Consider the following 21,019-nt stretch of genomic DNA (forward strand, 5'->3'; position numbering starts at 1 on the left):
CTCGCCGCAGAGGGTTGCAGGCAGGAGATCAGCCAAACACGACAACCGCCCCAGAGGGCCGGTCATCGTATGCCAGGTCAATCAGACAGAGACGGCTGCCGCGATGTGAGGGTGCGGGTCGTAACCAACGAGCTCGAAGTCTTCGAATTTGTAGTCGTAAATCGATGCCGGCTTGCGGAGCAGCTTCAGCTCAGGCAGTCGCCGAGGCTCGCGTGCGATTTGAGTTTTCACTTGCTCCATGTGATTGGAGTAGATGTGGACATCACTCAACGAGATCACGATCTCACCCACATCCAGGTCGCACTGCTGAGCCAGCATATGAGTCAGACAGGCCAAGGACGCCGTGTTGTAGGGCAGCCCGAGGAAGCTATCGGACGAACGGATGAAGAGGTGCGAAGACAGCTTGTTGTTCACCACATAGAACTGATACAGCAGGTGGCATGGGGGAAGTGCCATCTTGCCATTCTTGGCGTTCTCCTTCGGGCTCACCTTCTCATCAGGCAGGAACTCAACGTTCCAGCCATGGAACAGGATGCGACGACTGTTGGGGTTCGTCTTCAAAGCATTCACAACGTAGTCGATCTGGTTGATGGTCTTGCCGTCTTTGGTAGGCCAAGCCGTCCACTGCTTGCCGTAGACCGGGCCGAGGTCACCGTCTTCAGTTGCCCACTCGTTCCAGATCTTGACGCCATTCTCGTTGAGCCACTTGATATTGGTATCCCCATTAAGGAACCAGATCAATTCATTCACAATACTTTTGAAATGCAACTTTTTAGTAGTGAGCAACGGAAAGCCTTTTGACAAGTCATGGCGAAACTGACGGCCAAAAACGCTTACTGTACCAGTGCCAGTACGATCACCTTTGACCGCACCATTTTCTAGAACATCAGTCAGTAGTTCCAGGTAGCTTTTCATGAAATTTTCTCCGCCTGGGCAGCTTCCAGGATACTGATAACCTGCTTAAGTCTATCAATTTCCTTCTGCGAGTCCAAGAGTCGCTGGTTAGCATCCGCTAAAAGGTTCCTGTAAGTATCACGAGAACCCATCATGTTTATGTATTTCCTTTCGCTATTTAAATGCTCGCCTTCAGCATCTTTGGCTTTCGTAAACCAATGCAAAATTTCAAGCCTTGCGTTCTCCAGCTTCTCAGTCAGAAGTGCAACAGGATCAACTGGCTTATTCTTGGTGACCTGTTGACGCAAAACTTCAATTCGCCGGTTTTCCTTAATTGTTTCCAGGCGCGCCAAAGGCCACACACGTTGCCTGATAGTATTGCGGTGAATACCCGTTAGCCGGCTCAATTCCGCTGCGGTAGCTTTCAGTGAGTCATTCGCCGCGATATCCAGTAGCGCTTTTGCAAGCAGCTCAGAATACCGATCAAAATCTTCTTTGTTTTTCTGGTCGAAAGCCTGAGAGTCAGCCATCAGAGTTCCTCCCCAAGCAGTTCGAGAACACCATATGCTTCTTCCATCGCTGCTTTGCTTTGCGCATGCAGATGCGAGTATTCCGGGTTCCCCAGCAGCTTCTTGTTTTGGTAGTACACATCTCGCCAGGCAGGGGCGTTGGCTTTGCTGACGATCGCGTTTTCACAGCGGTTCGGGTTGCATCGAAGCCCACCGATGCAAGGGATCGATTCGTCGAACTCCATGGGCCCGCCACCGTAGCAGAAGCCCTGGCCCACGCTGATGACAGCAATGTGCTGCTCAGCCATCGCCTCAAAGATATCGTCCTTGGTGTGCCCCGACGCCATGTACCCCCGGAAGACCTTCTGCAAGCGCTCCTTGTGCGCTGCAGCGTTCACACCGGCATAACTCCCATCCGGATCGAATCGTTGTTTGATGCACTCAACCTCGGCGTCATGGCGGAAGGACTTGCCGCTCACGCCTTTGCCCCCGTTCGTTGTCAGCATGTCTGCGATCTCCCCGTACCCAAGGGTTGTCTTACTGAAACCCCGCTCTGAATGGCCGACCCCTACGATTTCACCAAAGTGCTTCAGTTGGTGAGAGATGAAAGGTAGGCCAACATCAGCACGATACAGTTGGTAGGCAAGCGTGTGCCGCATCATGTAGGCATTGAAATCTAGGTGAGAGAACTGCTCCGGAGTTAGTATTCTCTCAAAAAATTTATCAAGCACCTCTTTGGATCCGGCACCTGAAAGTGACTGGCCGCTCTTGCCATAGGGTACAGTGTCGACGTTCGAGAATATGAAGTCATTATTCTTGTACTTGCCAATCAGCTGAGCCACGCGGACAGCATCCCGAACGATTGGTATCGCCAACCAGAAATCATCGAACAGCTCGACCAAATTATCTTCATGCTTGCTGACATTACTCCTCAACACCCAATACGTCCCATCAAAAACCATGCACGAGCTAGCCACAAGCTCGGCATACTCTGAGGGACGCATGCCTGTATACTGGCCAATAATATACATGCACGCATAATTGATGTAATTCAAGTACAGCCTGAATTCATCATCAATGGCAGAACCTGTATCTACCGAGTACCGATTTACAGCGTAAGGTGCGATCACGCCAAAGTAGCGACTTGAATTGAATTCGTCGCAGCCAATGACTTTGGAAATCTCATGTTTGGGAAACCCTTTCCAACCCAATCGCTTATAGACATACACATTAAATTTTAATGGGCAGAGGCCTTGTTCTTTTGCAAGGGAAATGGCTTTGCTGTTACGCCGGTTGAGGGTCGCAGTATCGACAACGTCCTCACCCATGGCATCAAGAAAATCAACAATGGCCAGCGAGGAAGCGAGCGAGGACAGCTCAAAAACGTCGTTTGGGAGCACCTGTCGCTTCTTTTGTTTCTCTTCCCCGGGACATTTATTTTTACCGAGCATTTTCCACTTAAGCGCAGAAAGGCTTACAACAGGCAAGCTCGATCCAAAGACATTTTCTATCAGATAGCCGGAACGCAGCAATTTGAAAAAAGCTTCAAGGCCGTTGTCAAAGACATACTCAAAATCTTTGGCTGCCTCCCCATACAGGTGCGAGGGTAACAGACATACCGACAGTAACTCGCGCTCGACATATTCTTTACCAAATTCCTTGACAGCCGACGCATAGATTTTATCTACGAACCGCAACCCACTTTCAAACCTGGCGATCAATGTATTAGGTTTTGGAAGTGCCTTGGGTCTTCGTGAAGATTTTCCCGGCTCCGGAATTCCACTAATACCCTTCAAAACAAGCATGAAACTGGCTCGCAACTCAAGCATCGCGAATTCAGGTATATTGGGATACTTGGTAAAGTCCATGCGGAGCTTCGCACCGCGAATATGTCGTGATGCATTCGGGTAATCAGCATTAAAGTCCCAGACCGGCGCGACAAAGCCGGAAAGTTTGGAAACCTGTAAGGACTTGATATAACCCAGAAAATTTATGGCCTCACTCGAAGCAACGTCTTCATCGTTTGACTTTACCTTGAGCAGCGTCGCAGATACAGCTTCACGGTACTTGGCGAAAGACAGCAGGGTTGCAAATTCGACCTGTTCCATAAATTACAACCCCATGCCATCAATAAGAATAGTTGTATCTGCAAACTCAGCGAGACGACGACCCTCGGCAAGTTCTTCAGCAGTAAAATCAGATTTATCCCCAAGGATACTTTCGAGCAGCGTCAAATTCTCCTGCACTACATGCCCATAAGGGGTATCCATCACTCGGCTGACCTCAGCAAGCTTTCGATAATCCCGCTCCATGGCGAACAGCTCCGCCAGGTTGGACGCGGTGAGCAGGACGTTTTCACATCCAAGGCACATGTTGTACATGGAGCAAGGTCGCCCAAGGACATAAGTGCTCAACTTCTTGATGAATTCTGGGGGGTTGAAGATGTTCTTACAGCCTGCCAATGGGGTTTTGAAGACCACCTGCGGGGAATCAACCTGTACGACCTCGATCAGGTTTGCCTCCTCTGGCTCGCTCTTCGTGGACGCTGCAGCCAGATCCGCTGCTTCAACCGCGCGGTCGTGCAGCTGCCGTAAGGCCACATCCAGCTTCGCACGTGCGACGGTGTTGAAGTCCATGCGGTCAAGGTAGGCCTGCGTGGTCTTGATGTGCTTGTGTCCCAAAATCAGCTGGATCTCCCGAATCGGGACACTACGCTCTACCAGCTCGCTGATGAAGCTCGGACGCAAGCGTGAAGGGCTCAGCTTCAGCGGGGTGCCTTCATCGCTGAGGATGCCTTTACGTTGCGCATAGCTGTTGAAAACGGCGGTTATCAGCCCATCCTTACCCGTGCCAAACGACTTAACACTCAAAAAGGCGCGAGCTGCGCTTGTCTGCCAGATAAACAGGCTGTTCCTCGCATCCTCGGGAGCATCGTCACGGAACCCTGCGGTCAGTGCCTCCACGTCCTTGAAGATCTTCGCTACCGCTTCAGCCTGGGAAGTAGTGAGCCATGTAATGTCCGCATCAAAGAGATCAACGGGCATCACCTTTCCACCGCCTGAGCGCTCCTTCCAATACTTCAAGCAGGCACGCCCCGTCAGCTCATGCTGTGGCTCGAAGTCGTCCAGATTCAGGTATCTCAGAGAGTCCGCATTAAGTCCTGTTATCTGCCCCAGTTTAATCGCATACGGCGCGATAACTTGGCCATCGATCATGTAATGGACACCCCAGCCTTCAAGGACATCCCGCAGACCTTCGCCAGACCGATCAACGATGTTCCAAAACGCGTTGGTATAGGGATCCCCCTTGGATCTCGATCTCGTACCAACCACACTGCAGTTCAGTTTGTTTTCAAAAATCCATCGGGCATTTTCGAGAGTACCGAATCCTAACTTTACTTTGCCATTCGAACCGACTGGATCCTCACCGACTCCGGATAACAGGTAGGGCTGCGCGAGCGAGTTGTTGCGCAAGATGTCTTCATCTACGCACGCGGCGATTCGCCGACGCTCAGCGCTCGTATAGGGACGATATTGATCCGTAACCCGGTCAGCATCAAACCCTTGACAGTTGACAAAATCAGGCCCAGCGTAGTCCTTCAGGTTCTTGATCGTGGTGAGCGTTTTACGCAGTGCGCTAAGCAGGGTATTGGCAAAGTTTGGAGACAATTCACCACGGACAATCATCTGCTCCAGATGACCGTGGATGCGAGGAAGGATGAACGCATCCAGGGTAGCGGCGATGGGCTCGCTTCCGGTCAGTCCCCGCTCAAGGAAAAACCGCGACACCAGGTTGAACGTGTCGAGGTAGTTTCGCTCGCCGGAATCGCTCGTCGTTTTCAAAGAAGCAATTGCGAAAGCATGCTTTAGATCATTAAACGGCTTACTCTCTGAGGCTGGTTCGAGGTCGGCCAGGGTCACGAACTCTTTCAATCGCAGCCGCTTGAAATCAACGAGGATGGGTTCCTGAGGAATGTATTCTTCTTTGTTTTCGCGCCGCTCTTTGACAGTTTGGTAATCGCTGGAGATGACTCCGAGACGCTGCAGATCCTGGTTGATTTCATCATAAGCGCTGGCGACGCTTGCGTAGCGGTTCATATGGGGCTGAATCCCCTCCAAGCCTGGTACCAACGTCAGGCAGCGACGAACGCTTAGCTTGTTGCCGAAAATGGGTAGCTTGAGCCTTTGCTCGTCTGTGAGCGTTTTGTACCAACCTAGAACCTTGAGCCGCCAGTTGCACCCAGCCGCAGTTTCACCGCGATGGATTGCACCACTGATGCACATATCCAATAGGAGTTGCTGTTCCGCCAACTCGAAAACTTCAAGCGACGGATCAAGATCTTTGCTTGCAATATACGAAGCGCTCAGCATGAGCGGAACGTACATCCCGCTATCATTATCACTGAGTTCTACTTCGTACCAGCTAAGCGGGTTCTCTTCCAGCTCCTTCATCCAGCTGAAAATCCGAGAGCTTCCGATGGCCCGCTCATGAATACTCATTTCTTATCTCCCAAACGGATTTTGAGCGCGGTCTCGGCAACGAGGGCCGCCATGCTACTTGCCTTGGTTGCAATCTCTCCAGTAGAGGAGTGGCAGATCCGGAAAACCTCTTGAGGAAGCTGAAGGTAGTTCTTTTCAGTGGTGGCACTACTGCTATGCCCCAAAGACAACTGAGCCGTAACCAGGTTATCCAAATAGGTTTTACCCAAATCAGGGCTGGTCATGATTTCGTACGCATGACCGTGACGAAGCTTATGCGGAGAGAGAGTGCGATCTAACCGTTTGCTTTTAACTGCACGTTTCGAAACCCGCTCAAGCAGTTTACTGACCGAATCGGCATTGTAGGGTGAGCCCTCTGAATTGAAAAAGCAGGGCGTAATATTGGCGGACTCGTACTGTCTCGCGTACTTTCGGTACAAAGGGGTAGCGTGATAGCGCTTGATACGCTCAAGCGTGGACTTACTCACGACTGAATACCGTTCCTTAACTTCTTGCCCACGCCCCTTACTCCCCTCAATGAAAAGAGGGCAATAATCCGGATGTGCCCACTCGACATCGCTTTCACCCACGAAATTAGCGCGAGCGAAATCGAGTGCTTTGTTCACCGCACCGAGAGTAACCCTGCCAACCTCGCTCCGACGAAGACCCGCATCATAGATGGACTGCAGAACAATCCGCTCTCTTTCACTATTAGTACTCAGGATAAGCGCTTTCAGATCTTTGAGAGAACACGGCTTGATCAGTTTTTTCTTCGGCGCTGGGGAAATAAATCCAGCTGCGTAGGGATTATCCTCTCGCAGAGCGGGCTGATGATTACGAGCAACACACAAGAACTCATTGAACAGAGCAGCATAGCAGCCGTCTCTGTTCCGGATAGTTACCGACGACAAACAATCAATCTCGCGCAGATGAATGAAGTATCTGGCAATTCCCTGCTGGCTTACATTGAGAAGGATTTCATCCCAAGAAGAATGCTGGAATGTGGCGGTGCCTTTAAGGTGTTCGAGCAAGTACCCGATATTGCGTCCATACGTTTCAGCAGACGGAAAGGAGAGTTTGGCAGTATTAACACCTCGGGTGAGGTACTCACTTACTAGCGGAACGAGTCTCTCCTCTGAGTCGAAGAGCCCCACCGCTTTCACGGATGCCAGGCCTGCTGCCTGTGGCCCGTCTTCGTTGAGCATCGACCCGCCCAGGTCGATCGTTTGATTTTGTGTGACTACAACCTTCACCGACTACCCCCTTTTGAAGGCCGCCCATCCTATGCAGAATGTGCAGCTTGTCAAGGTCAAGATAAATTCGGAAGAAAGGCAAATTTTTTTACGCTGCTAGCACGTACTGTGCGTTATTTGCTGCGTCATATAAAAGACCCAGGTCGTTGGAGCGGATGTAGAGGGTCAGGGAAATTTCCCTGGTCTCCACATTCGGGTGGAACTGGTACAGCAGGTGGCACGGCGGCAGGGCCATTTCGTCCAGCTGCGCGCAGTTCCAGCCGTGGAACAGGATACGGCGGCTGCCCGGGTCGTTGGCGATGGTGTCCAGGCACTGGCGCACCTGGTCGATGGCCTTGTACAGGATGACGAACGCGACGCCGTCCTCCTCGTCCTGGGCGATGCGGCGGAAGCCAGCCTTCTCGGCCATCTCGATCGCCGCCGGGTTGCTCAGCGGGATGCGCTTGTAGCCCGGCCATTGGCGCCATTGCACGCCGTAGATCTCGCCCAGGTCGTCATGGCCCTGGCGGAACGGGTTGGCCAGCCACTGGGCGTTCTCGTTGGCGTTCTGGTCCCAGACCTTGCAGCCCAGCTCGCGGAATTCACCGGCGTTCTTCACGCCACGCAGGAAACCGACCATTTCGCCGATCGCCGACTTGAACGCCAGTTTGCGCGTGGTAATGGCCGGAAAGCCCTTCTGCAAGTCGAAACGCAGCATCGCGCCTGGCAGGCTGATGGTGCGGATGCCGGTGCGGTTGCCCTGCAGCGTGCCGTTGTCGATGACGTCGCGGACCAGGTCCAGATACTGTTTCATGGCTTACCTGTAGCAAAAACGGCAGGGGGATCGCCCCTGCCGTGGGATTAATCAGGCGGGTTTCGCCGTGGGCTTGCGATTATAAGCCCACCAGATCAGGCCAAGGCCACCGACTATCATCGGAATGCAAAGCAATTGGCCTTGCGTGAGCCAGCCGAACGCGATGTAGCCAAGCTGCGCATCCGGCACGCGGACGAATTCCACTGCAAAGCGGAAAATGCCGTAACACAGCGAGAACATGCCAGACACCGCCATGGTCGGTCGTGGCTTGCGCGAGAACATCCAGAGGATGACAAACAGCGCCACGCCTTCGAGGGCGAACTGATACAGCTGCGACGGATGACGCGGCAGCTGCGCCGGGTCGCTGAACGGCGGGAAGACCATCGCCCATGGCACGTCGGTGGCCTTGCCCCACAGCTCGGCGTTGATGAAGTTGCCGATGCGCCCGGCGCCCAGGCCGATCGGCACCAGCGGGGCGACGAAGTCCATCAGCTCGAAGAACGACTTGTTGTTGCGCTTGCCGAACCACAAGGCCGCCAGCATCACGCCGATGAAACCGCCATGGAACGACATGCCACCCTTCCACACCTCGAAGATCAGCGTCGGATTGGCCAGGTAGGCGTGCAGGTCGTAGAACAGCACGTAGCCCAGGCGACCGCCGACGATCACCCCCATCGACAGCCAGAACACCAGGTCGGAGAGCTTTTCACGCGTCCAGGTGGGGTCGAAGCGGTTCAGCCGGCGCGAGGCGAGCAGCCAGGCACCGCCGATGCCGACCAGGTACATCAGGCCGTACCAATGGATTTTCAGCGGCCCGATGGCCACGGCCACGGGGTCTATCTGCGGGTAAGGCAGCATGGAACTTCCTCTCGATTCAAATCAAAAAGCTGAGGCCGACACAGAACAACAGGGCTGCGAACAGGCGTTTCAACAAACGAGGCGACAGCTTGTGCGCCAGGCGCGCGCCGAAGCGGGCGAAAAACATGCTGGTCACGGCAATGCCGAGCAGCGCCGGCAGGTACACGTAACCCAGGCTGTGGGCCGGCAGGTGCTCCTCGTGCCAGCCCAGCAGCATGAAACTCAGGGCACTGGCCACGGCGATCGGCAGACCACAGGCCGAGGACGTGGCCACCGCCTGCTGCATGGGCAGGCTGCGCCAGGTCAGGAACGGCACGGTCAGCGAGCCGCCGCCGATGCCGAAAATGGCCGAGGCCCATCCGATCACCCCACCGGCACCGATCAACGCGGGCTTGCCGGGGATGCCACGACTGGCCTTGGGCTTGAGGTCCAGGGCCATCTGCGCGGCGATGACCAAGGCGAACACGCCGATGATCTTTTGCAGCAGCGGCCCCTGGATCAGCGAGGCGGTCTTGGCGCCGACACCGGCCCCAAGCAGGATGCCGAGGGTCATCCAGGCGAAGATCGGCCATTGCACCGCGCCCTTGCGCTGGTGCTCGAGCACAGCGTTGATCGAGGTGAAGACGATGGTTGCCAGCGACGTACCGACTGCCAGGTGAGTCAGCACCGAGGCATCGAAACCCTGCAAGGTGAAGCTGAACACCAGCACCGGCACGATGATGATACCGCCGCCCACGCCGAACAACCCGGCCAGCACACCGGCGCAGGCACCCAACAGCAGATAGAGCACGAATTCCATTCGTCTTCCCCGAGAAAACAATGCGGCATGGTAACGGAAGCCGGGCTCGGGGCTCTAGTGAACTTCGTGACAGGATGGATCAGTCCCGCTGCGGTGGGTACAGTGGCAAGAAACACAGGGGCCCAACCGATGTGCCTGATCGTATTCGCCTGGCGGCCGGGGCATGCCCTGCCGCTGATCGTGGCGGCCAACCGCGATGAATTCTATGCCCGCCCCACCCAGGCCCTGGCGGCCTGGGAGGACGCGCCCGGGGTATATGCCGGGCGCGACCTGGAGGCCGGCGGCACCTGGCTGGGCGTGGGCCCGCAGGGGCGGTTCGCGGCGCTGACCAATATCCGCGACCCGGGGCAGGCGCTGGGCCCGCGGTCACGTGGCGAGTTGGTGGCGGCGTATCTGCAGGGTGAGTTGGGGGTCGAGGCTTACCTGGACCAGGTAGCCAGCCGCAGCGGGCAGTATTCGGGGTTCAACCTGCTGGTGGGCAACGGGCGGCAACTGGGTTATCTGCACGCCCGTGATGCAGCGCCGCGCTTGCTGGAGGGCGGCGTTTACGGGCTTTCCAATGCCGGGCTGGATACGCCGTGGCCGAAGCTGATCAAGGCGCGAAGCGGGCTGGAAGGGTTACTGGAAACGCCGGAGCCACAGCGCTTGCTGGTGTTGCTGGCCGATGCCGAACCGGCGCCGGAGGGCGAGTTGCCGGAGACGGGCGTTGGGTTGGTGACCGAGAAGCTGCTGTCGAGCGTGTTCATTGCCAGCCAGAATTACGGGACGCGGGCGAGTACGGTGCTGATTGTGGATGATCAGGGAAGAAGGCGGCTGGTTGAGCGCAGTTTCGGGCCCTTTGGTGGGCACTTGGGGGAAGTAGAGTTACTGGTCTGATAATTTGATGTTGCTTGTTCCGGCCTCTTCGCGGGTTTACCCGCGAAGAAGCCGGAACAGGCCACCTCACATTCAGAGGGTTTTATTGGCCTCGGGCCCGATCATCCGCGCCAACCCGAGGTTCTTCAGCGCCAGTTGCAGCGAGCTGTGGATAACCTGCGGGTTGTCATGGCTCAGGGCCTCGGTCAACAGCTCCTTGGCCTTGCTCATGTTCACCTGGCGCAGCATCCACTTCACCTTTGGCAGGTTGGTGGCGTTCATCGACAGGCTGTCGAAGCCCATCGCCATCAACAGGATCGCCGCCGCCGGGTCACCGGCCATCTCGCCACAGATACTCACCGGCTTGCCTTCGCCATGGGCGTCGCGCACCACCGTGTTCAGCGCCTGCAGCACCGCCGGGTGCAGGTAGTCGTACAGGTCGGCGACCCGCGGGTTGTTGCGGTCCACCGCCAGCAGGTACTGGGTCAGGTCGTTGGAACCGACCGACAGGAAGTCCACCTGCCGTGCCAGCTCCTTGGTCTGGTACACCGCCGCAGGAATTTCCACCATCACGCCAACCGGCGGCATCGGCACATCGGTGCCTTCGTCACGCACCTCGCCCCAGGCGCGGTGGATCAGGTGCAGTGCCTCTTCCAGCTCATGGATGCCGGAAATCATCGGCAGCAGGATGCGCAGGTTGTTCAGCCCCTCGCTGGCCTTGAGCATGGCGCGGGTCTGCACCAGGAAGATTTCCGGGTGGTCGAGGGTGACGCGGATACCGCGCCAGCCGAGGAACGGGTTTTCTTCCTTGATCGGGAAGTACGACAGCGACTTGTCGCCACCGATGTCGAGGGTGCGCATGGTCACCGGCAGCGGGTGGAAGGCCGCCAGCTGCTCGCGGTAGATGGCCAGCTGCTCTTTCTCGCTGGGGAAGCGCTGGTTGATCATGAACGGCACTTCGGTGCGGTACAGCCCTACCCCTTCGGCGCCGCGCTGCTGGGCACGGGCCACATCGGCAAGCAGGCCGGTATTGACCCACAGCGGCATGCGGTGGCCGTCCGGGGTAACGCACGGCAGTTCGCGCAGGGCATCCAGGCCCCGGGCCAGCTGGCGCTCCTCCTCGACCACGTCGCTGTACTGCTTGCGCAGCACTTCGCTGGGGTTGGTGAACACCTCGCCCTTGTAGCCGTCGACGATCATCTCGATGCCGTCGACCTTGGAATACGGCAAATCGACCAGGCCCATCACCGTGGGGATGCCCATGGCGCGGGCCAGGATGGCGACGTGGGAGTTGCCCGACCCCAGGACCGAGACCAGGCCGACCAGCTTGCCTTCAGGCACTTCGCCAAGCATCGCCGGGGTCAGCTCTTCACTGACCAGGATGGTGTTGTCGGCATACACCAGCGACTGCGCGCGGGCTTCCTGCAGGTAGGCCAACAGGCGCCGGCCGAGGTCCTTGACGTCGGAGGCGCGCTCGCGCAGGTAGTCATCGTCCATCAGCTCGAAGCGGTTGACGTGCTCGCCCACCACCTGGCGCAGGGCGCCCTGGGCCCACTGGCCGGTCTTGATGACTTCGGTCACCTCACCGCCCAGGGCGGCGTCTTCGAGCATCATCAGGTACACATCGAACAGTGCACGCTCTTCCGGGCGCAGCTGGGTGGCCAGCTTGGCCGACAGCTTGCGCATATCGTCGCGCACGCCTTCGAGGGCGTTCTGGAACAGCTTCAGTTCGGCATTGATGTCATCGACAGTCTTGTCCGGTACCACCTCCAGGTCAGCCGGCGGCAGCATCACCACGGCGCGCCCTACGGCGGCGCCAGGCGAGCCCGGGACGCCGACGAAGCGCGCTTCCTGGATGCCCTTGCCCTGGCGGCCCAGGCCACGGATCGAGCCGGTGGCCTCGGCGTGGGCAATAACCCCGGCGAGCTGGGCGCTCATGGTGACCAGGAAGGCTTCTTCGCCTTCGTCGAACTGGCGGCGCTCCTTTTGCTGGATGACCAATACCCCGACCACACGGCGGTGGTGGATGATCGGCGCACCCAGGAAGGAGGCGAATTTTTCTTCGCCGGTTTCGGCAAAGTAGCGGTAACGCGGGTGGTCGGCGGCATTTTCCAGGTTCAGCGGCTCTTCCCGGGTGCCGACCAGGCCGACCAGGCCTTCGTTGGGGGCCATGCTGACCTTGCCGATGGAGCGCTTGTTCAGGCCTTCGGTGGCCATCAGCACGAAGCGGTTGGTTTCCGGGTCGAGCAGGTAGACCGAGCAGACCTGGCTGCCCATGGCCTCCTTGACACGCAAGACAATGATCCCCAACGCCGACTTGAGATCTTTGGCGGAGTTTACTTCCTGGACGATCTTGCGCAGCGTATTGAGCATGGCTCGGGGTCGAACTCCGTCGTCAGTCGCGCGTCAGCAGACGCGGTGCTAGCTCTTTCAGGGCGCGTCGGTAGACCTCGCGCTTGAATGTCACAACCTGGCCCAGCGGGTACCAATAGCTGACCCAGCGCCAGCCATCGAATTCCGGCTTGCCGGTCAGGTCCATCCGCACCCGTTGTTCGTTGCTGACCAGACGCAGCAGGAACCATTTCTGCTTCTGGCCGATGCACAGCGGCTGGCTATGCGTACGCACCAGTCGCTGGGGTAAACGATAACGCAACCAGCCACGGGTGCAGGCAAGAATTTCCACATCATCGCGTTCAAGGCCAACTTCTTCGTTCAGCTCGCGGTACAGGGCATCTTCCGGCGTCTCGTCAGGGTTGATGCCACCCTGGGGAAACTGCCAGGCATCCTGGTTGATCCGTCGAGCCCATAGCACCTGCCCGGCATCATTCGTGAGAATGATCCCGACATTGGGGCGAAAACCATCCGGGTCGATCACGGCAGCAACCTCGCAAACGCATGTCACCGCATTGTTCCACAAAGCTTGCGAGCGCAGCAACGCGCCCGCCAAGCTTATGTGCAGCAGTGTGAAAACTCCGCATTCTGCGGGCCTACCCTGTGGCTGATGCGAGTGACCGCGATGCGCCTGGCTTTATTCGACCTGGACAATACCCTCCTCGGTGGCGACAGCGACCATGCCTGGGGTGACTACCTTTGCCAGCGCGGCATCCTCGACCCGGTTGCCTACAAGCAACGCAACGATGGCTTCTACCAGGACTACCTGAACGGTACCCTGGACCTGCAGGCCTACCTGGCCTTTTCCATGGAAGTCCTTGCTGGAAAGCTCGCGCGGGTGGCATTCGCCCTGATGAAAAATCAGGACGAATATGTCAACAAAGGCGGGAAACTGGCTTGCTGAAAACCATAGAATCTCCCACAGGTTCTGCACAGCCCTCAAGCCTTGCGCAGATCCTGTAGGAGCGGGTTTACCCGCGAAGAGGCCGGCACATACAGCACAAGGCTGTCAGACCGGTTTGGCGCCCATCAGCCCGGCGATAGACAGGAAGCAAACCCCACTGAACACCGCCAGCGCCAGGGTAAAGCGCAACCCCACCACCTCGGCCTTGCGCAGCCGGTTCAGCCGCACCAGCAGCCACCACACGGCAAACGCGCCGAACGTATAGATGACGCTGGAAGCCAGCACCCAGGTCTGCCCCAGCGGCCAGCCCACCAGGTGCAACAGCCACCAGCCGGTGAACGGCATGCTCACCAGGCACAGGCCCATCACCAGCCAGACGAACACCAGCGGCCGACGCAGCAGCTTGGCGTAGGCCTCGGTATCGCCCTGGCGGCGGGCGCGCACGGTCCAGAACGCCAGGCCCAGAGCGCCCAGCAGCAGGAGCGCGGTGGCGATGATGTGCAGGGTTTTGAGGGTGGTCAGGTGTTCCATGTCTCAATTGTCCTTAGCAAGCCATTTTGCACTGGCCCTTCGCGGGCTTGCCCGCGCAAGGGCCATCAGCCCCAGCTTAGCCGCTCAGCCCAGGAACAGCTTGTACGCCGGGTTATCAGTCTCGTCCCAGTACGGGTAGCCGATCTTCGCCAGCGCCGCCGGCACCAGGTGGCGCTCGTCCTCCGGCACCTGCAACCCCGCCACCACGCGCCCGTCAGCCGCGCCATGGTTGCGGTAGTGGAACATCGAGATGTTCCAGCGCCCGCCCAGCTTGTTGAGGAAGTTGAACAACGCCCCCGGCCGCTCGGGGAACTCGAAGCGCAGCACCATCTCGTCACTGGCACCGGCCGAATGGCCACCGACCATGTGGCGAATGTGCAGTTTGGCCAGCTCGTTGTCGGTCAGGTCGGTAACCGGGAAGCCCTGTTCGGTCAGTTGCTGCACCAGCGCCGCCCGCGGGTCGTTTTCCGGGTGAGTCTGCACGCCGACGAAGATATGCGCCTCGTCGGAGGTGTGCTTGCGGTAGTTGAACTCGGTGATCTGGCGCTTGCCGATAGCCTCGCAGAAGGCCTTGAAGCTGCCCGGGCGCTCGGGAATGGTCACGGCGATGATCGCCTCGCGCTTTTCACCCAGCTCGGCACGCTCGGCCACATGGCGCAGGCGGTCGAAGTTGACGTTGGCACCGGAATCGATGGCCACCAGGGTCTGCCCGGTCACGCCGTACAACTCGACGTACTTCTTGATGCCCGCCACGCCCAAGGCACCGGCAGGTTCGGTGATCGAGCGGGTATCATCGTAGATATCCTTGATCGCCGCGCAGATCTCATCGGTACTGACGGTGACCACTTCATCCACATGGTGGCGGCAGATATCGAAGGTGTGCTGGCCGATCTGCGCCACCGCCACGCCGTCGGCGAACAGCCCGACCTGCGGCAACACCACCCGCTCGCCGGCCGCCATGGCCGCCTGCAGGCAGTTGGAGTCGTCCGGCTCGACGCCAATCACCTTGATTTCCGGGCGCAGGTACTTCACGTAGGCAGCAATGCCGGCGATCAGGCCGCCGCCGCCCACCGGCACGAAGATCGCGTCCAGCTGGCCAGGGTGCTGGCGCAGGATTTCCATGGCCACGGTGCCCTGCCCGGCGATGGTGTGCGGGTCGTCGTAGGGGTGGACGTAGACGAAGCCCTTTTCATCGACCAGTTTCAGCGAATAGGCCAGCGCCTCGGGGAACGAGTCGCCATGCAGCACCACCTTGCCGCCCCGCGAACGCACGCCTTCGACCTTGATCTCCGGGGTGGTCTTGGGCATCACGATAGTGGCCTTGATGCCCATCTCGCGGGCGGCCAGGGCCAGGCCCTGGGCATGATTGCCGGCCGAGGCGGTGACCACGCCACGGGCCAGTTCTTCCGGGGTCAGTTGGGCCAGCTTGTTGTAGGCCCCGCGGATCTTGAAAGAAAACACCGGCTGCAGGTCTTCGCGCTTGAGCAGAATCTGGTTGCCCAGGCGTTTGCTCAGCTGCCCGGCGCTCTGCAGCGGGGTTTCGACCGCAACGTCGTAGACGCGCGAGGTGAGGATCTTCTTGACGTACTGTTCGAGCATCGGGAAAGCATCACTGGGCCGCGGGACAAGGGCTGGGAGTCTACCCCAGCGCTACGTCGGGCGACCACAGCAAAGCCGCCTGAGCCGTTATACTAGGCTCTTTTCAAAACCGCCCTGCCCCTCTCGGAGCCCGCATGACCCAGGACCAACTCAAACAGGCCGTCGCCCAGGCCGCTGTCGACTTCATTCTGCCCAAGCTGGATGAAAAGAGCGTCGTCGGCGTCGGTACCGGTTCGACCGCCAACTTCTTCATCGACGCCCTGGCTCAGCACAAGACTGCCTTCGACGGCGCAGTCGCCAGCTCCGAAGCCACCGCCCAGCGTCTGAAAGGCCATGGCATCCCGGTCTACGAGCTGAACAGCGTCAGCGAACTGGAGTTCTACGTGGACGGCGCCGACGAGAGCGACGCGCACCTGAACCTGATCAAGGGCGGCGGCGCGGCCCTGACCCGCGAGAAAATTGTCGCCGCCGTGGCCAAGACCTTCATCTGCATCGCCGACGCCAGCAAGCTGGTACCGGTGCTGGGCGCCTTCCCGCTGCCGGTCGAAGTGATCCCGATGGCCCGCAGCCACGTGGCGCGCCAGCTGGTCAAGCTGGGCGGCGACCCGGTGTACCGTGAGGGTGTGGTCACCGACAACGGCAACGTGATCCTCGATGTGCACAACCTGCAGATCACCAACCCGGTGGAGCTGGAAGCGCAGATCAACGCCATCGTAGGCGTGGTGACCAACGGCCTGTTCGCGGCGCGTCCGGCGGATTTGCTGCTGCTGGGCACCTCTGAGGGCGTGAAGAGCCTGAAGGCCGAGTAAAACCCTTCGCGGGTAAACCCGCCCCCACAGGTACTGCGCTGGCCTCAAGGCCTGTGATATCCCTGTGGGAGCGGGTTCACCCGCGAATAGGCCCTCACAGGCAATCAATCGACCAGCTGTTTGAACACATAGAACAGGTTCGGCTCACTGACCAGGTAGATGGTCCCCGCTTCATCCATCGCAATCCCCTCCGCCTGCGGCACCGTCGCCTGCAACCCCTGAAACCCCTTGCGCAGCGACAGGGTACTCAGCGGTCGCCCCTCTATATCCAGCTCCAGCACCAGCCGCGACTCGTCCGAAAGCGCCAGCAAATGCCCGCTGCGCTCGTCGAACTGCAAGCTCGACAGGTCGCGCACGAACAACCGCGAATCGCGCTTGCGGTCCTGTACCACATGCACGGCATAGGGCTTTTCCGGATTGTCATGCGGAAAACCGTGAACCTCGTAGATCAGCATCGGGTCACGCTCCTTGGCCACGAACAGGCGCTTGCCCGCCGAATCGTAGGCCAGCCCCTCGAAGCCCTTGTTGCCGTTCAGTCCGATGCCCAGGGTCAGCTGCTCGGCGTCGCCGGCATCGAGAAACATCGTGTCGTCCTTCAGGCGCACGCGAATCAGCCGCTGCTGACGCTCGTCGGTGATCACATAGCTGTTGGGCCCAACGTACTCCACGGCTTCCGGGTCGCCGAAACCGGTCAACGGCACCCGGCGCAGAATGCGCCCGTCCAGCGACAGCTCGATCAGTTCCGAGCGGGCATTGGTAACGGTAAACAGGGTCTTGCGGTCGGGGTCATAGGTCAGCGCCGAAATGTCGTCATCCAGCCCTTCGACCGGCTGTGCCTCCACCACCACCCGGTAGCGGTCCAGGCCGATGCTCTGCTCGGCCGGCTGCCACCAGGCCTTGAGGTTGAACCAGCCACGCTCGAACAGGCGGAACTCCTGCCCGGCCACGCCGAGCAGGAGCAGGCCGATGACGGCCAGAACAAGGAGCAGGCGAACAAAATGACGCATGAGGGCAGACTCGACATAGGGGTGGCGAATCTAACCATGAACAACTGAAGTAAAGCTTAATGCCAGTATCCGAAACGTCGGATATTGGAGTCAGTTCTTTCTGAAGCGATAGAACAGGGCCGGCTCGCTGACCATGTACAGGTTGCCCTTGTCGTCCATGGCCACCCCTTCGGCACGCGGGATGGTGCCCTGCAGGCCGTTGAAGCCGCCCAGCAAGGTCATGAAGCTGACTTGCTGGCCCTGCTCGTCCAGCTCCAGCAGCATGTTGGAATCAGCCGAAAGTACCAGCAAGTGGCCGGTACGCGGGTCGACGCTCAGCGCCGAGAGGTTGCGCAGGTCCAGTTCATCGCTGGGCAACGGCTGCTTTGCGCCGGTGAGCGGGCTGCGACCATCGGTGCTCCAGGTATACAGCTTGGGCGGGCGTTCCTCGCCGATGACCAGGCGCTGGCGCAGCGGGTCCCAGGCCACCGCTTCGAAGCCCTTGTTGCTCTTCACCGACTGGCCCAGGTCGTGACTCCGGAAATCATCATGGTTCAACGAGGTGGTCTGCGCATCCACCTTGACCACGGTCAGGTCGTGCAGGCGCTCGTCGGTGATTGCCAGGTAGCCGTCTTCCAGCACGGCGACCCCTTCCGGGTTATTCCAGCCGTTGAGCGGGATCTTGCGCAGCACATCGCCATCCAGGCTCAGCTCGACCAGGATCGGGTTCTTGCCCATCACCGCGAACAGGGTCCGGGTACGCGGGTTGAAGGCAACGTCCGAGGCTTCGTCATCGTCCATGCCCGGCAGCGGCTTGGCATCGATGTCGACCTGGTAGTCCGGCAACCATACGCTTTCGCTGCGTCCGGCGGTGCTTTCGAAGCGTTCCTTGACCCACAGCGCACCGCGGTCATCCCAGTGCATGGCCACGGCCACGCCATAGCCAACTACCACTGCCACGGCCAGGCCGAAGGGCCAGCGCAGGAAGAAACGACGCTTGGGGGTTGCCGGGGCGCTGGAGGGAGATGGCATGCGGGGTTCCTGGGGAAATGGGCGTAGATCCACGCATTATCCGGATGGGGTGTGAAAAATCGGTAAACAGGACCGGCTTCTTCGCGGGTAAACCCGCTCCCACAGGGTACGCGCCGCACCTGAAGGCTGCGCTGTACCCGCGAAGAAGGCGACGCGGTTGCGGCTCAGAGCACCCGGCTTTCGAAGCGGCTCACACCCGGCAGCTCAAGCACCAGCTCGTCACCGACATTGAACGGCCCTACGCCCGCCGGGGTACCGGTGAGGATCACATCCCCCGCCTGCAGCGAGAAATGCGCGGCCATGTACTGGATCATCGGCACGATCGGGTTGAGCATCATCGCGCTGTTACCGTCCTGGCGCACTTCGCCGTTGACGGTCAGGCGCACCGGGATGTCGGTCACGTCCTCGAAGCTGGCGGCCGACACGAATGGCGGCAGCACGCAGGCGCCGTCGAAGCACTTGGCCAGCTCCCAGGGCAGGCCCTTTTCTTTCAGCTTGGCCTGCACGTCGCGCAGGGTCAGATCCAGCGCCGGGGCATAACCGGAAATGGCATCCAGCACCTCTTCCTCGCTTGGGTGAGTCGACAGCGGCTTGCCCAGCAGCACGGCAATTTCGGCCTCATAGTGCACCGAACCGCGCTCGCTCGGGATCTTGAAGCCACCTTCGGCCGGCACCACGCAGCTGCCCGGCTTGATGAACAGCAGCGGTTCGCTGGGGATGGGGTTGTCCAGTTCCTTGGCATGCTCGGCATAGTTACGGCCGATGCACACCACCTTGCCCAGCGGGAAGTGAATGCGCGTGCCGTCTACGTACTGGTGCTGGTAACTCATGGCCGACTCCTCTGGATACTGCTTTCTATTCGGGTGCGAAGATCTTACCCGGATTCATGATGCCGTTAGGGTCGAACACGGCCTTTATTGCCTTCATGCAGGCGATTTCTTCGGGCGAGCGGCTGTAGCCCAGGTAGTCGCGCTTGGTCATGCCCACGCCGTGCTCGGCGGAGATCGAGCCGTTGTAGCGTTTGACGATATCGAACACCCACTTGTTGACCTTGGTGCACGAGGCAAAGAACTCATCCTTGCTCATGTGCTCGGGCTTGAGGATGTTCAGGTGCAGGTTGCCGTCGCCGATGTGGCCGTACCACACCACTTCGTAATCCGGGTAATGTTCGCCGACGACGGCATCGATATCGCGCAGGAACGCCGGCACTTTCGACACGGTGACGGAAATGTCGTTCTTGTATGGAGTCCAGTGCGAGATGGTTTCCGACAGGTACTCGCGCAGTTTCCACAGGTTTTTCAGCTGGGTCTCGCTCTGGCTCATCACCCCGTCCAGCACCCAGCCCTGCTCGACGCAGTGCTCGAAGGTGGCCAAGGCTTCGTTGGCCACCTCCTCGGTGCTGGCCTCGAACTCCAGCAGCGCATAGAACGGGCAGTCGGTCTCGAACGGCGCCGGCACGTCGCCACGCGCCAGGATCCTGGCCAGGCCCTTGTCGGAGAAGAACTCGAAGGCGGTCAGGTCCAGTTTGCCCTGGAAAGCATGCAGCACCGGCATGATCGAGTCGAAATCCGGGGTGCCCAGCACCATCGCGGTGAGGTTGCGCGGCGCACGGTCCAGACGCATGGTGGCCTCCACCACGAAGCCCAGGGTACCTTCGGCGCCGATGAACAGCTGGCGCAGGTCGTAGCCGGTGGCGTTCTTGATCAGGTCCTTGTTCAGCTCCAGCAGCTCACCCTTGCCGGTGACCACTTTCAGCCCGGCCACCCAGTTGCGGGTCATACCGTAGCGAATCACCTTGATCCCGCCGGCATTGGTGCCGATATTGCCGCCAATCTGGCTGGAGCCGCTTGAGGCAAAATCCACCGGGTAATACAGGCCCTGCTCTTCGGCGAAGCTTTGCAGCTGACGGGTGATCACCCCCGGCTGGCAGACCACGGTGCGGTCGAAGGCATTGAAGCCGAGAATCTGGTTCATGTAGTCGAAGGCGACCACCACCTCGCCATTGGCCGCCACGGCGCCTGCAGAAAGCCCGGTACGCCCGCCAGACGGCACCAGCGCCACCTTGTGGGTATTGGCCCAGCGGACAATTGCCTGCACCTGCTCCACCGTTTTAGGAAACACGATGGCGCTGGGCGCCGGTGGGTAATGCTTGGTCCAGTCCTTGCCGTAGGCTTCAAGGGAAGTCGCGTCGGTCAGGACCTTGCCAGGGTCGACAAGGGTCATCAGTTCATCAATAACAGCGGGGTGAGTCATCGCTGGAACTCTCGACTTATTCATAGTCACCCTGAGCACTCTTCACCTGTCGGGATAAGCTCAGATTGTGTCGCG

General features: G+C 59.1%; 18 protein-coding genes and 1 pseudogene. 3 read left to right on the plus strand and 16 right to left on the minus strand.

From position 1 onward, the window contains the following. Nucleotides 1-81 precede the first annotated feature (81 nt). The 8 genes from FQ664_RS24760 to FQ664_RS24795 all read right to left on the minus strand — a co-directional run bounded on the left by FQ664_RS24760 (nucleotide 82) and on the right by FQ664_RS24795 (nucleotide 9,584). The gene (locus tag FQ664_RS24760) at nucleotides 82-915 is read right to left on the minus strand and encodes a thymidylate synthase (RefSeq protein ID WP_144175588.1); all 834 of its coding nucleotides are present in this window, start codon (nucleotides 913-915) and stop codon (nucleotides 82-84) included. Beyond that, the gene (locus FQ664_RS24765; protein WP_144175590.1) at nucleotides 912-1,424 is read right to left on the minus strand and encodes a helix-turn-helix domain-containing protein; all 513 of its coding nucleotides are present in this window, start codon (nucleotides 1,422-1,424) and stop codon (nucleotides 912-914) included. The genes FQ664_RS24760 and FQ664_RS24765 overlap by 4 nt, the downstream gene beginning before the upstream one ends. Further along, nucleotides 1,424-3,511, minus strand: coding sequence for a site-specific integrase (locus tag FQ664_RS24770; RefSeq protein WP_144175591.1), 2,088 nt, complete (start codon nucleotides 3,509-3,511; stop codon nucleotides 1,424-1,426). Before FQ664_RS24770 ends, FQ664_RS24765 begins: the two co-directional genes overlap by 1 nt. Before the next feature lie 3 nt (nucleotides 3,512-3,514). Next, nucleotides 3,515-5,902 (minus strand): tyrosine-type recombinase/integrase, encoded by a 2,388-nt coding sequence (locus FQ664_RS24775; RefSeq protein WP_144175592.1) that lies wholly within the window; start codon nucleotides 5,900-5,902, stop codon nucleotides 3,515-3,517. Then, nucleotides 5,899-7,134: a tyrosine-type recombinase/integrase gene (locus tag FQ664_RS24780; protein ID WP_256676081.1), complete on the minus strand. Its 1,236-nt coding sequence runs from the start codon at nucleotides 7,132-7,134 to the stop codon at nucleotides 5,899-5,901. Before FQ664_RS24780 ends, FQ664_RS24775 begins: the two co-directional genes overlap by 4 nt. An 88-nt stretch (nucleotides 7,135-7,222) precedes the next feature. Then, a complete protein-coding gene (locus tag FQ664_RS24785) occupies nucleotides 7,223-7,927 on the minus strand; it encodes a thymidylate synthase (RefSeq protein WP_080963515.1) in 705 nt (234 codons plus the stop codon). A gap of 51 nt (nucleotides 7,928-7,978) precedes the next feature. Continuing rightward, entirely contained in the window at nucleotides 7,979-8,785 is an 807-nt protein-coding gene (gene lgt / locus FQ664_RS24790; RefSeq protein ID WP_144175593.1) for a prolipoprotein diacylglyceryl transferase, read from the minus strand. 16 nt (nucleotides 8,786-8,801) lie between these two features. Continuing rightward, nucleotides 8,802-9,584 carry a sulfite exporter TauE/SafE family protein gene (locus FQ664_RS24795; protein WP_144175594.1) on the minus strand — a complete coding sequence of 261 codons (783 nt, stop codon included), beginning with the start codon at nucleotides 9,582-9,584 and terminating at the stop codon, nucleotides 8,802-8,804. Nucleotides 9,585-9,713: 129 nt separating this feature from the next. On the opposite strand from FQ664_RS24795, the gene FQ664_RS24800 reads away from it, so the two are divergent. Further along, a complete protein-coding gene (locus tag FQ664_RS24800; RefSeq protein ID WP_144175595.1) occupies nucleotides 9,714-10,460 on the plus strand; it encodes an NRDE family protein in 747 nt (248 codons plus the stop codon). 72 nt (nucleotides 10,461-10,532) lie between these two features. On the opposite strand, the gene ptsP is transcribed toward FQ664_RS24800, so the two are convergent. Continuing rightward, on the minus strand, nucleotides 10,533-12,812 hold the full coding sequence (gene ptsP / locus FQ664_RS24805) for a phosphoenolpyruvate--protein phosphotransferase (RefSeq protein WP_144175596.1): 2,280 nt from the start codon (nucleotides 12,810-12,812) through the stop codon (nucleotides 10,533-10,535). Between the two features lie 22 nt (nucleotides 12,813-12,834). Next, entirely contained in the window at nucleotides 12,835-13,314 is a 480-nt protein-coding gene (locus FQ664_RS24810) for an RNA pyrophosphohydrolase (RefSeq protein WP_003249017.1), read from the minus strand. 141 nt (nucleotides 13,315-13,455) lie between these two features. Here FQ664_RS24810 and FQ664_RS24815 point away from each other — a divergent pair. Beyond that, nucleotides 13,456-13,650: pseudogene (locus FQ664_RS24815) on the plus strand (HAD family hydrolase); the annotation flags it as partial. Nucleotides 13,651-13,839: 189 nt separating this feature from the next. Here the strand turns inward: FQ664_RS24815 and FQ664_RS24820 are convergent. Next, nucleotides 13,840-14,265, minus strand: a complete 426-nt coding sequence (locus FQ664_RS24820; RefSeq protein WP_144175598.1) for a DUF2269 domain-containing protein — start codon at nucleotides 14,263-14,265, stop codon at nucleotides 13,840-13,842. A gap of 84 nt (nucleotides 14,266-14,349) precedes the next feature. Next, nucleotides 14,350-15,864 carry a threonine ammonia-lyase, biosynthetic gene (gene ilvA, locus FQ664_RS24825; protein ID WP_013974671.1) on the minus strand — a complete coding sequence of 505 codons (1,515 nt, stop codon included), beginning with the start codon at nucleotides 15,862-15,864 and terminating at the stop codon, nucleotides 14,350-14,352. A gap of 134 nt (nucleotides 15,865-15,998) precedes the next feature. Here ilvA and rpiA point away from each other — a divergent pair, with 134 nt between their 5' ends. Continuing rightward, a complete protein-coding gene (rpiA, locus tag FQ664_RS24830; RefSeq protein WP_013974672.1) occupies nucleotides 15,999-16,673 on the plus strand; it encodes a ribose-5-phosphate isomerase RpiA in 675 nt (224 codons plus the stop codon). Nucleotides 16,674-16,777: 104 nt separating this feature from the next. Here the strand turns inward: rpiA and FQ664_RS24840 are convergent, their stop codons facing one another. The 4 genes from FQ664_RS24840 to FQ664_RS24855 all read right to left on the minus strand — a co-directional run bounded on the left by FQ664_RS24840 (nucleotide 16,778) and on the right by FQ664_RS24855 (nucleotide 20,944). Next, entirely contained in the window at nucleotides 16,778-17,680 is a 903-nt protein-coding gene (locus FQ664_RS24840; protein ID WP_144175599.1) for an SdiA-regulated domain-containing protein, read from the minus strand. 90 nt (nucleotides 17,681-17,770) lie between these two features. After that, a complete protein-coding gene (locus tag FQ664_RS24845; RefSeq protein WP_144175600.1) occupies nucleotides 17,771-18,691 on the minus strand; it encodes an SdiA-regulated domain-containing protein in 921 nt (306 codons plus the stop codon). Nucleotides 18,692-18,855: 164 nt separating this feature from the next. Further along, nucleotides 18,856-19,521: a fumarylacetoacetate hydrolase family protein gene (locus tag FQ664_RS24850; RefSeq protein WP_144175601.1), complete on the minus strand. Its 666-nt coding sequence runs from the start codon at nucleotides 19,519-19,521 to the stop codon at nucleotides 18,856-18,858. A gap of 25 nt (nucleotides 19,522-19,546) precedes the next feature. Then, nucleotides 19,547-20,944: an FAD-binding oxidoreductase gene (locus tag FQ664_RS24855; protein ID WP_144175602.1), complete on the minus strand. Its 1,398-nt coding sequence runs from the start codon at nucleotides 20,942-20,944 to the stop codon at nucleotides 19,547-19,549. Nucleotides 20,945-21,019: the final 75 nt, after the last annotated feature.

Source organism: Pseudomonas persica (genome assembly GCF_900291015.1).
GTDB lineage: Bacteria > Pseudomonadota > Gammaproteobacteria > Pseudomonadales > Pseudomonadaceae > Aquipseudomonas.

Excerpts from the sequence above, each read along its gene's own strand:
- FQ664_RS24760 (WP_144175588.1), bottom strand. The coding sequence starts at position 915 with ATGAAAAGCTACCTGGAACTACTGACTGATGTTCTAGAAAATGGTGCG.
- FQ664_RS24765 (WP_144175590.1), bottom strand. The coding sequence starts at position 1,424 with ATGGCTGACTCTCAGGCTTTCGACCAGAAAAACAAAGAAGATTTTGAT.
- FQ664_RS24770 (WP_144175591.1), bottom strand. The coding sequence starts at position 3,511 with ATGGAACAGGTCGAATTTGCAACCCTGCTGTCTTTCGCCAAGTACCGT.
- FQ664_RS24775 (WP_144175592.1), bottom strand. The coding sequence starts at position 5,902 with ATGAGTATTCATGAGCGGGCCATCGGAAGCTCTCGGATTTTCAGCTGG.
- FQ664_RS24785 (WP_080963515.1), bottom strand. The coding sequence starts at position 7,927 with ATGAAACAGTATCTGGACCTGGTCCGCGACGTCATCGACAACGGCACG.
- lgt (WP_144175593.1), bottom strand. The coding sequence starts at position 8,785 with ATGCTGCCTTACCCGCAGATAGACCCCGTGGCCGTGGCCATCGGGCCG.
- FQ664_RS24795 (WP_144175594.1), bottom strand. The coding sequence starts at position 9,584 with ATGGAATTCGTGCTCTATCTGCTGTTGGGTGCCTGCGCCGGTGTGCTG.
- FQ664_RS24800 (WP_144175595.1), top strand. The coding sequence starts at position 9,714 with ATGTGCCTGATCGTATTCGCCTGGCGGCCGGGGCATGCCCTGCCGCTG.
- ptsP (WP_144175596.1), bottom strand. The coding sequence starts at position 12,812 with ATGCTCAATACGCTGCGCAAGATCGTCCAGGAAGTAAACTCCGCCAAA.
- FQ664_RS24820 (WP_144175598.1), bottom strand. The coding sequence starts at position 14,265 with ATGGAACACCTGACCACCCTCAAAACCCTGCACATCATCGCCACCGCG.
- ilvA (WP_013974671.1), bottom strand. The coding sequence starts at position 15,864 with ATGCTCGAACAGTACGTCAAGAAGATCCTCACCTCGCGCGTCTACGAC.
- rpiA (WP_013974672.1), top strand. The coding sequence starts at position 15,999 with ATGACCCAGGACCAACTCAAACAGGCCGTCGCCCAGGCCGCTGTCGAC.
- FQ664_RS24840 (WP_144175599.1), bottom strand. The coding sequence starts at position 17,680 with ATGCGTCATTTTGTTCGCCTGCTCCTTGTTCTGGCCGTCATCGGCCTG.
- FQ664_RS24845 (WP_144175600.1), bottom strand. The coding sequence starts at position 18,691 with ATGCCATCTCCCTCCAGCGCCCCGGCAACCCCCAAGCGTCGTTTCTTC.
- FQ664_RS24850 (WP_144175601.1), bottom strand. The coding sequence starts at position 19,521 with ATGAGTTACCAGCACCAGTACGTAGACGGCACGCGCATTCACTTCCCG.
- FQ664_RS24855 (WP_144175602.1), bottom strand. The coding sequence starts at position 20,944 with ATGACTCACCCCGCTGTTATTGATGAACTGATGACCCTTGTCGACCCT.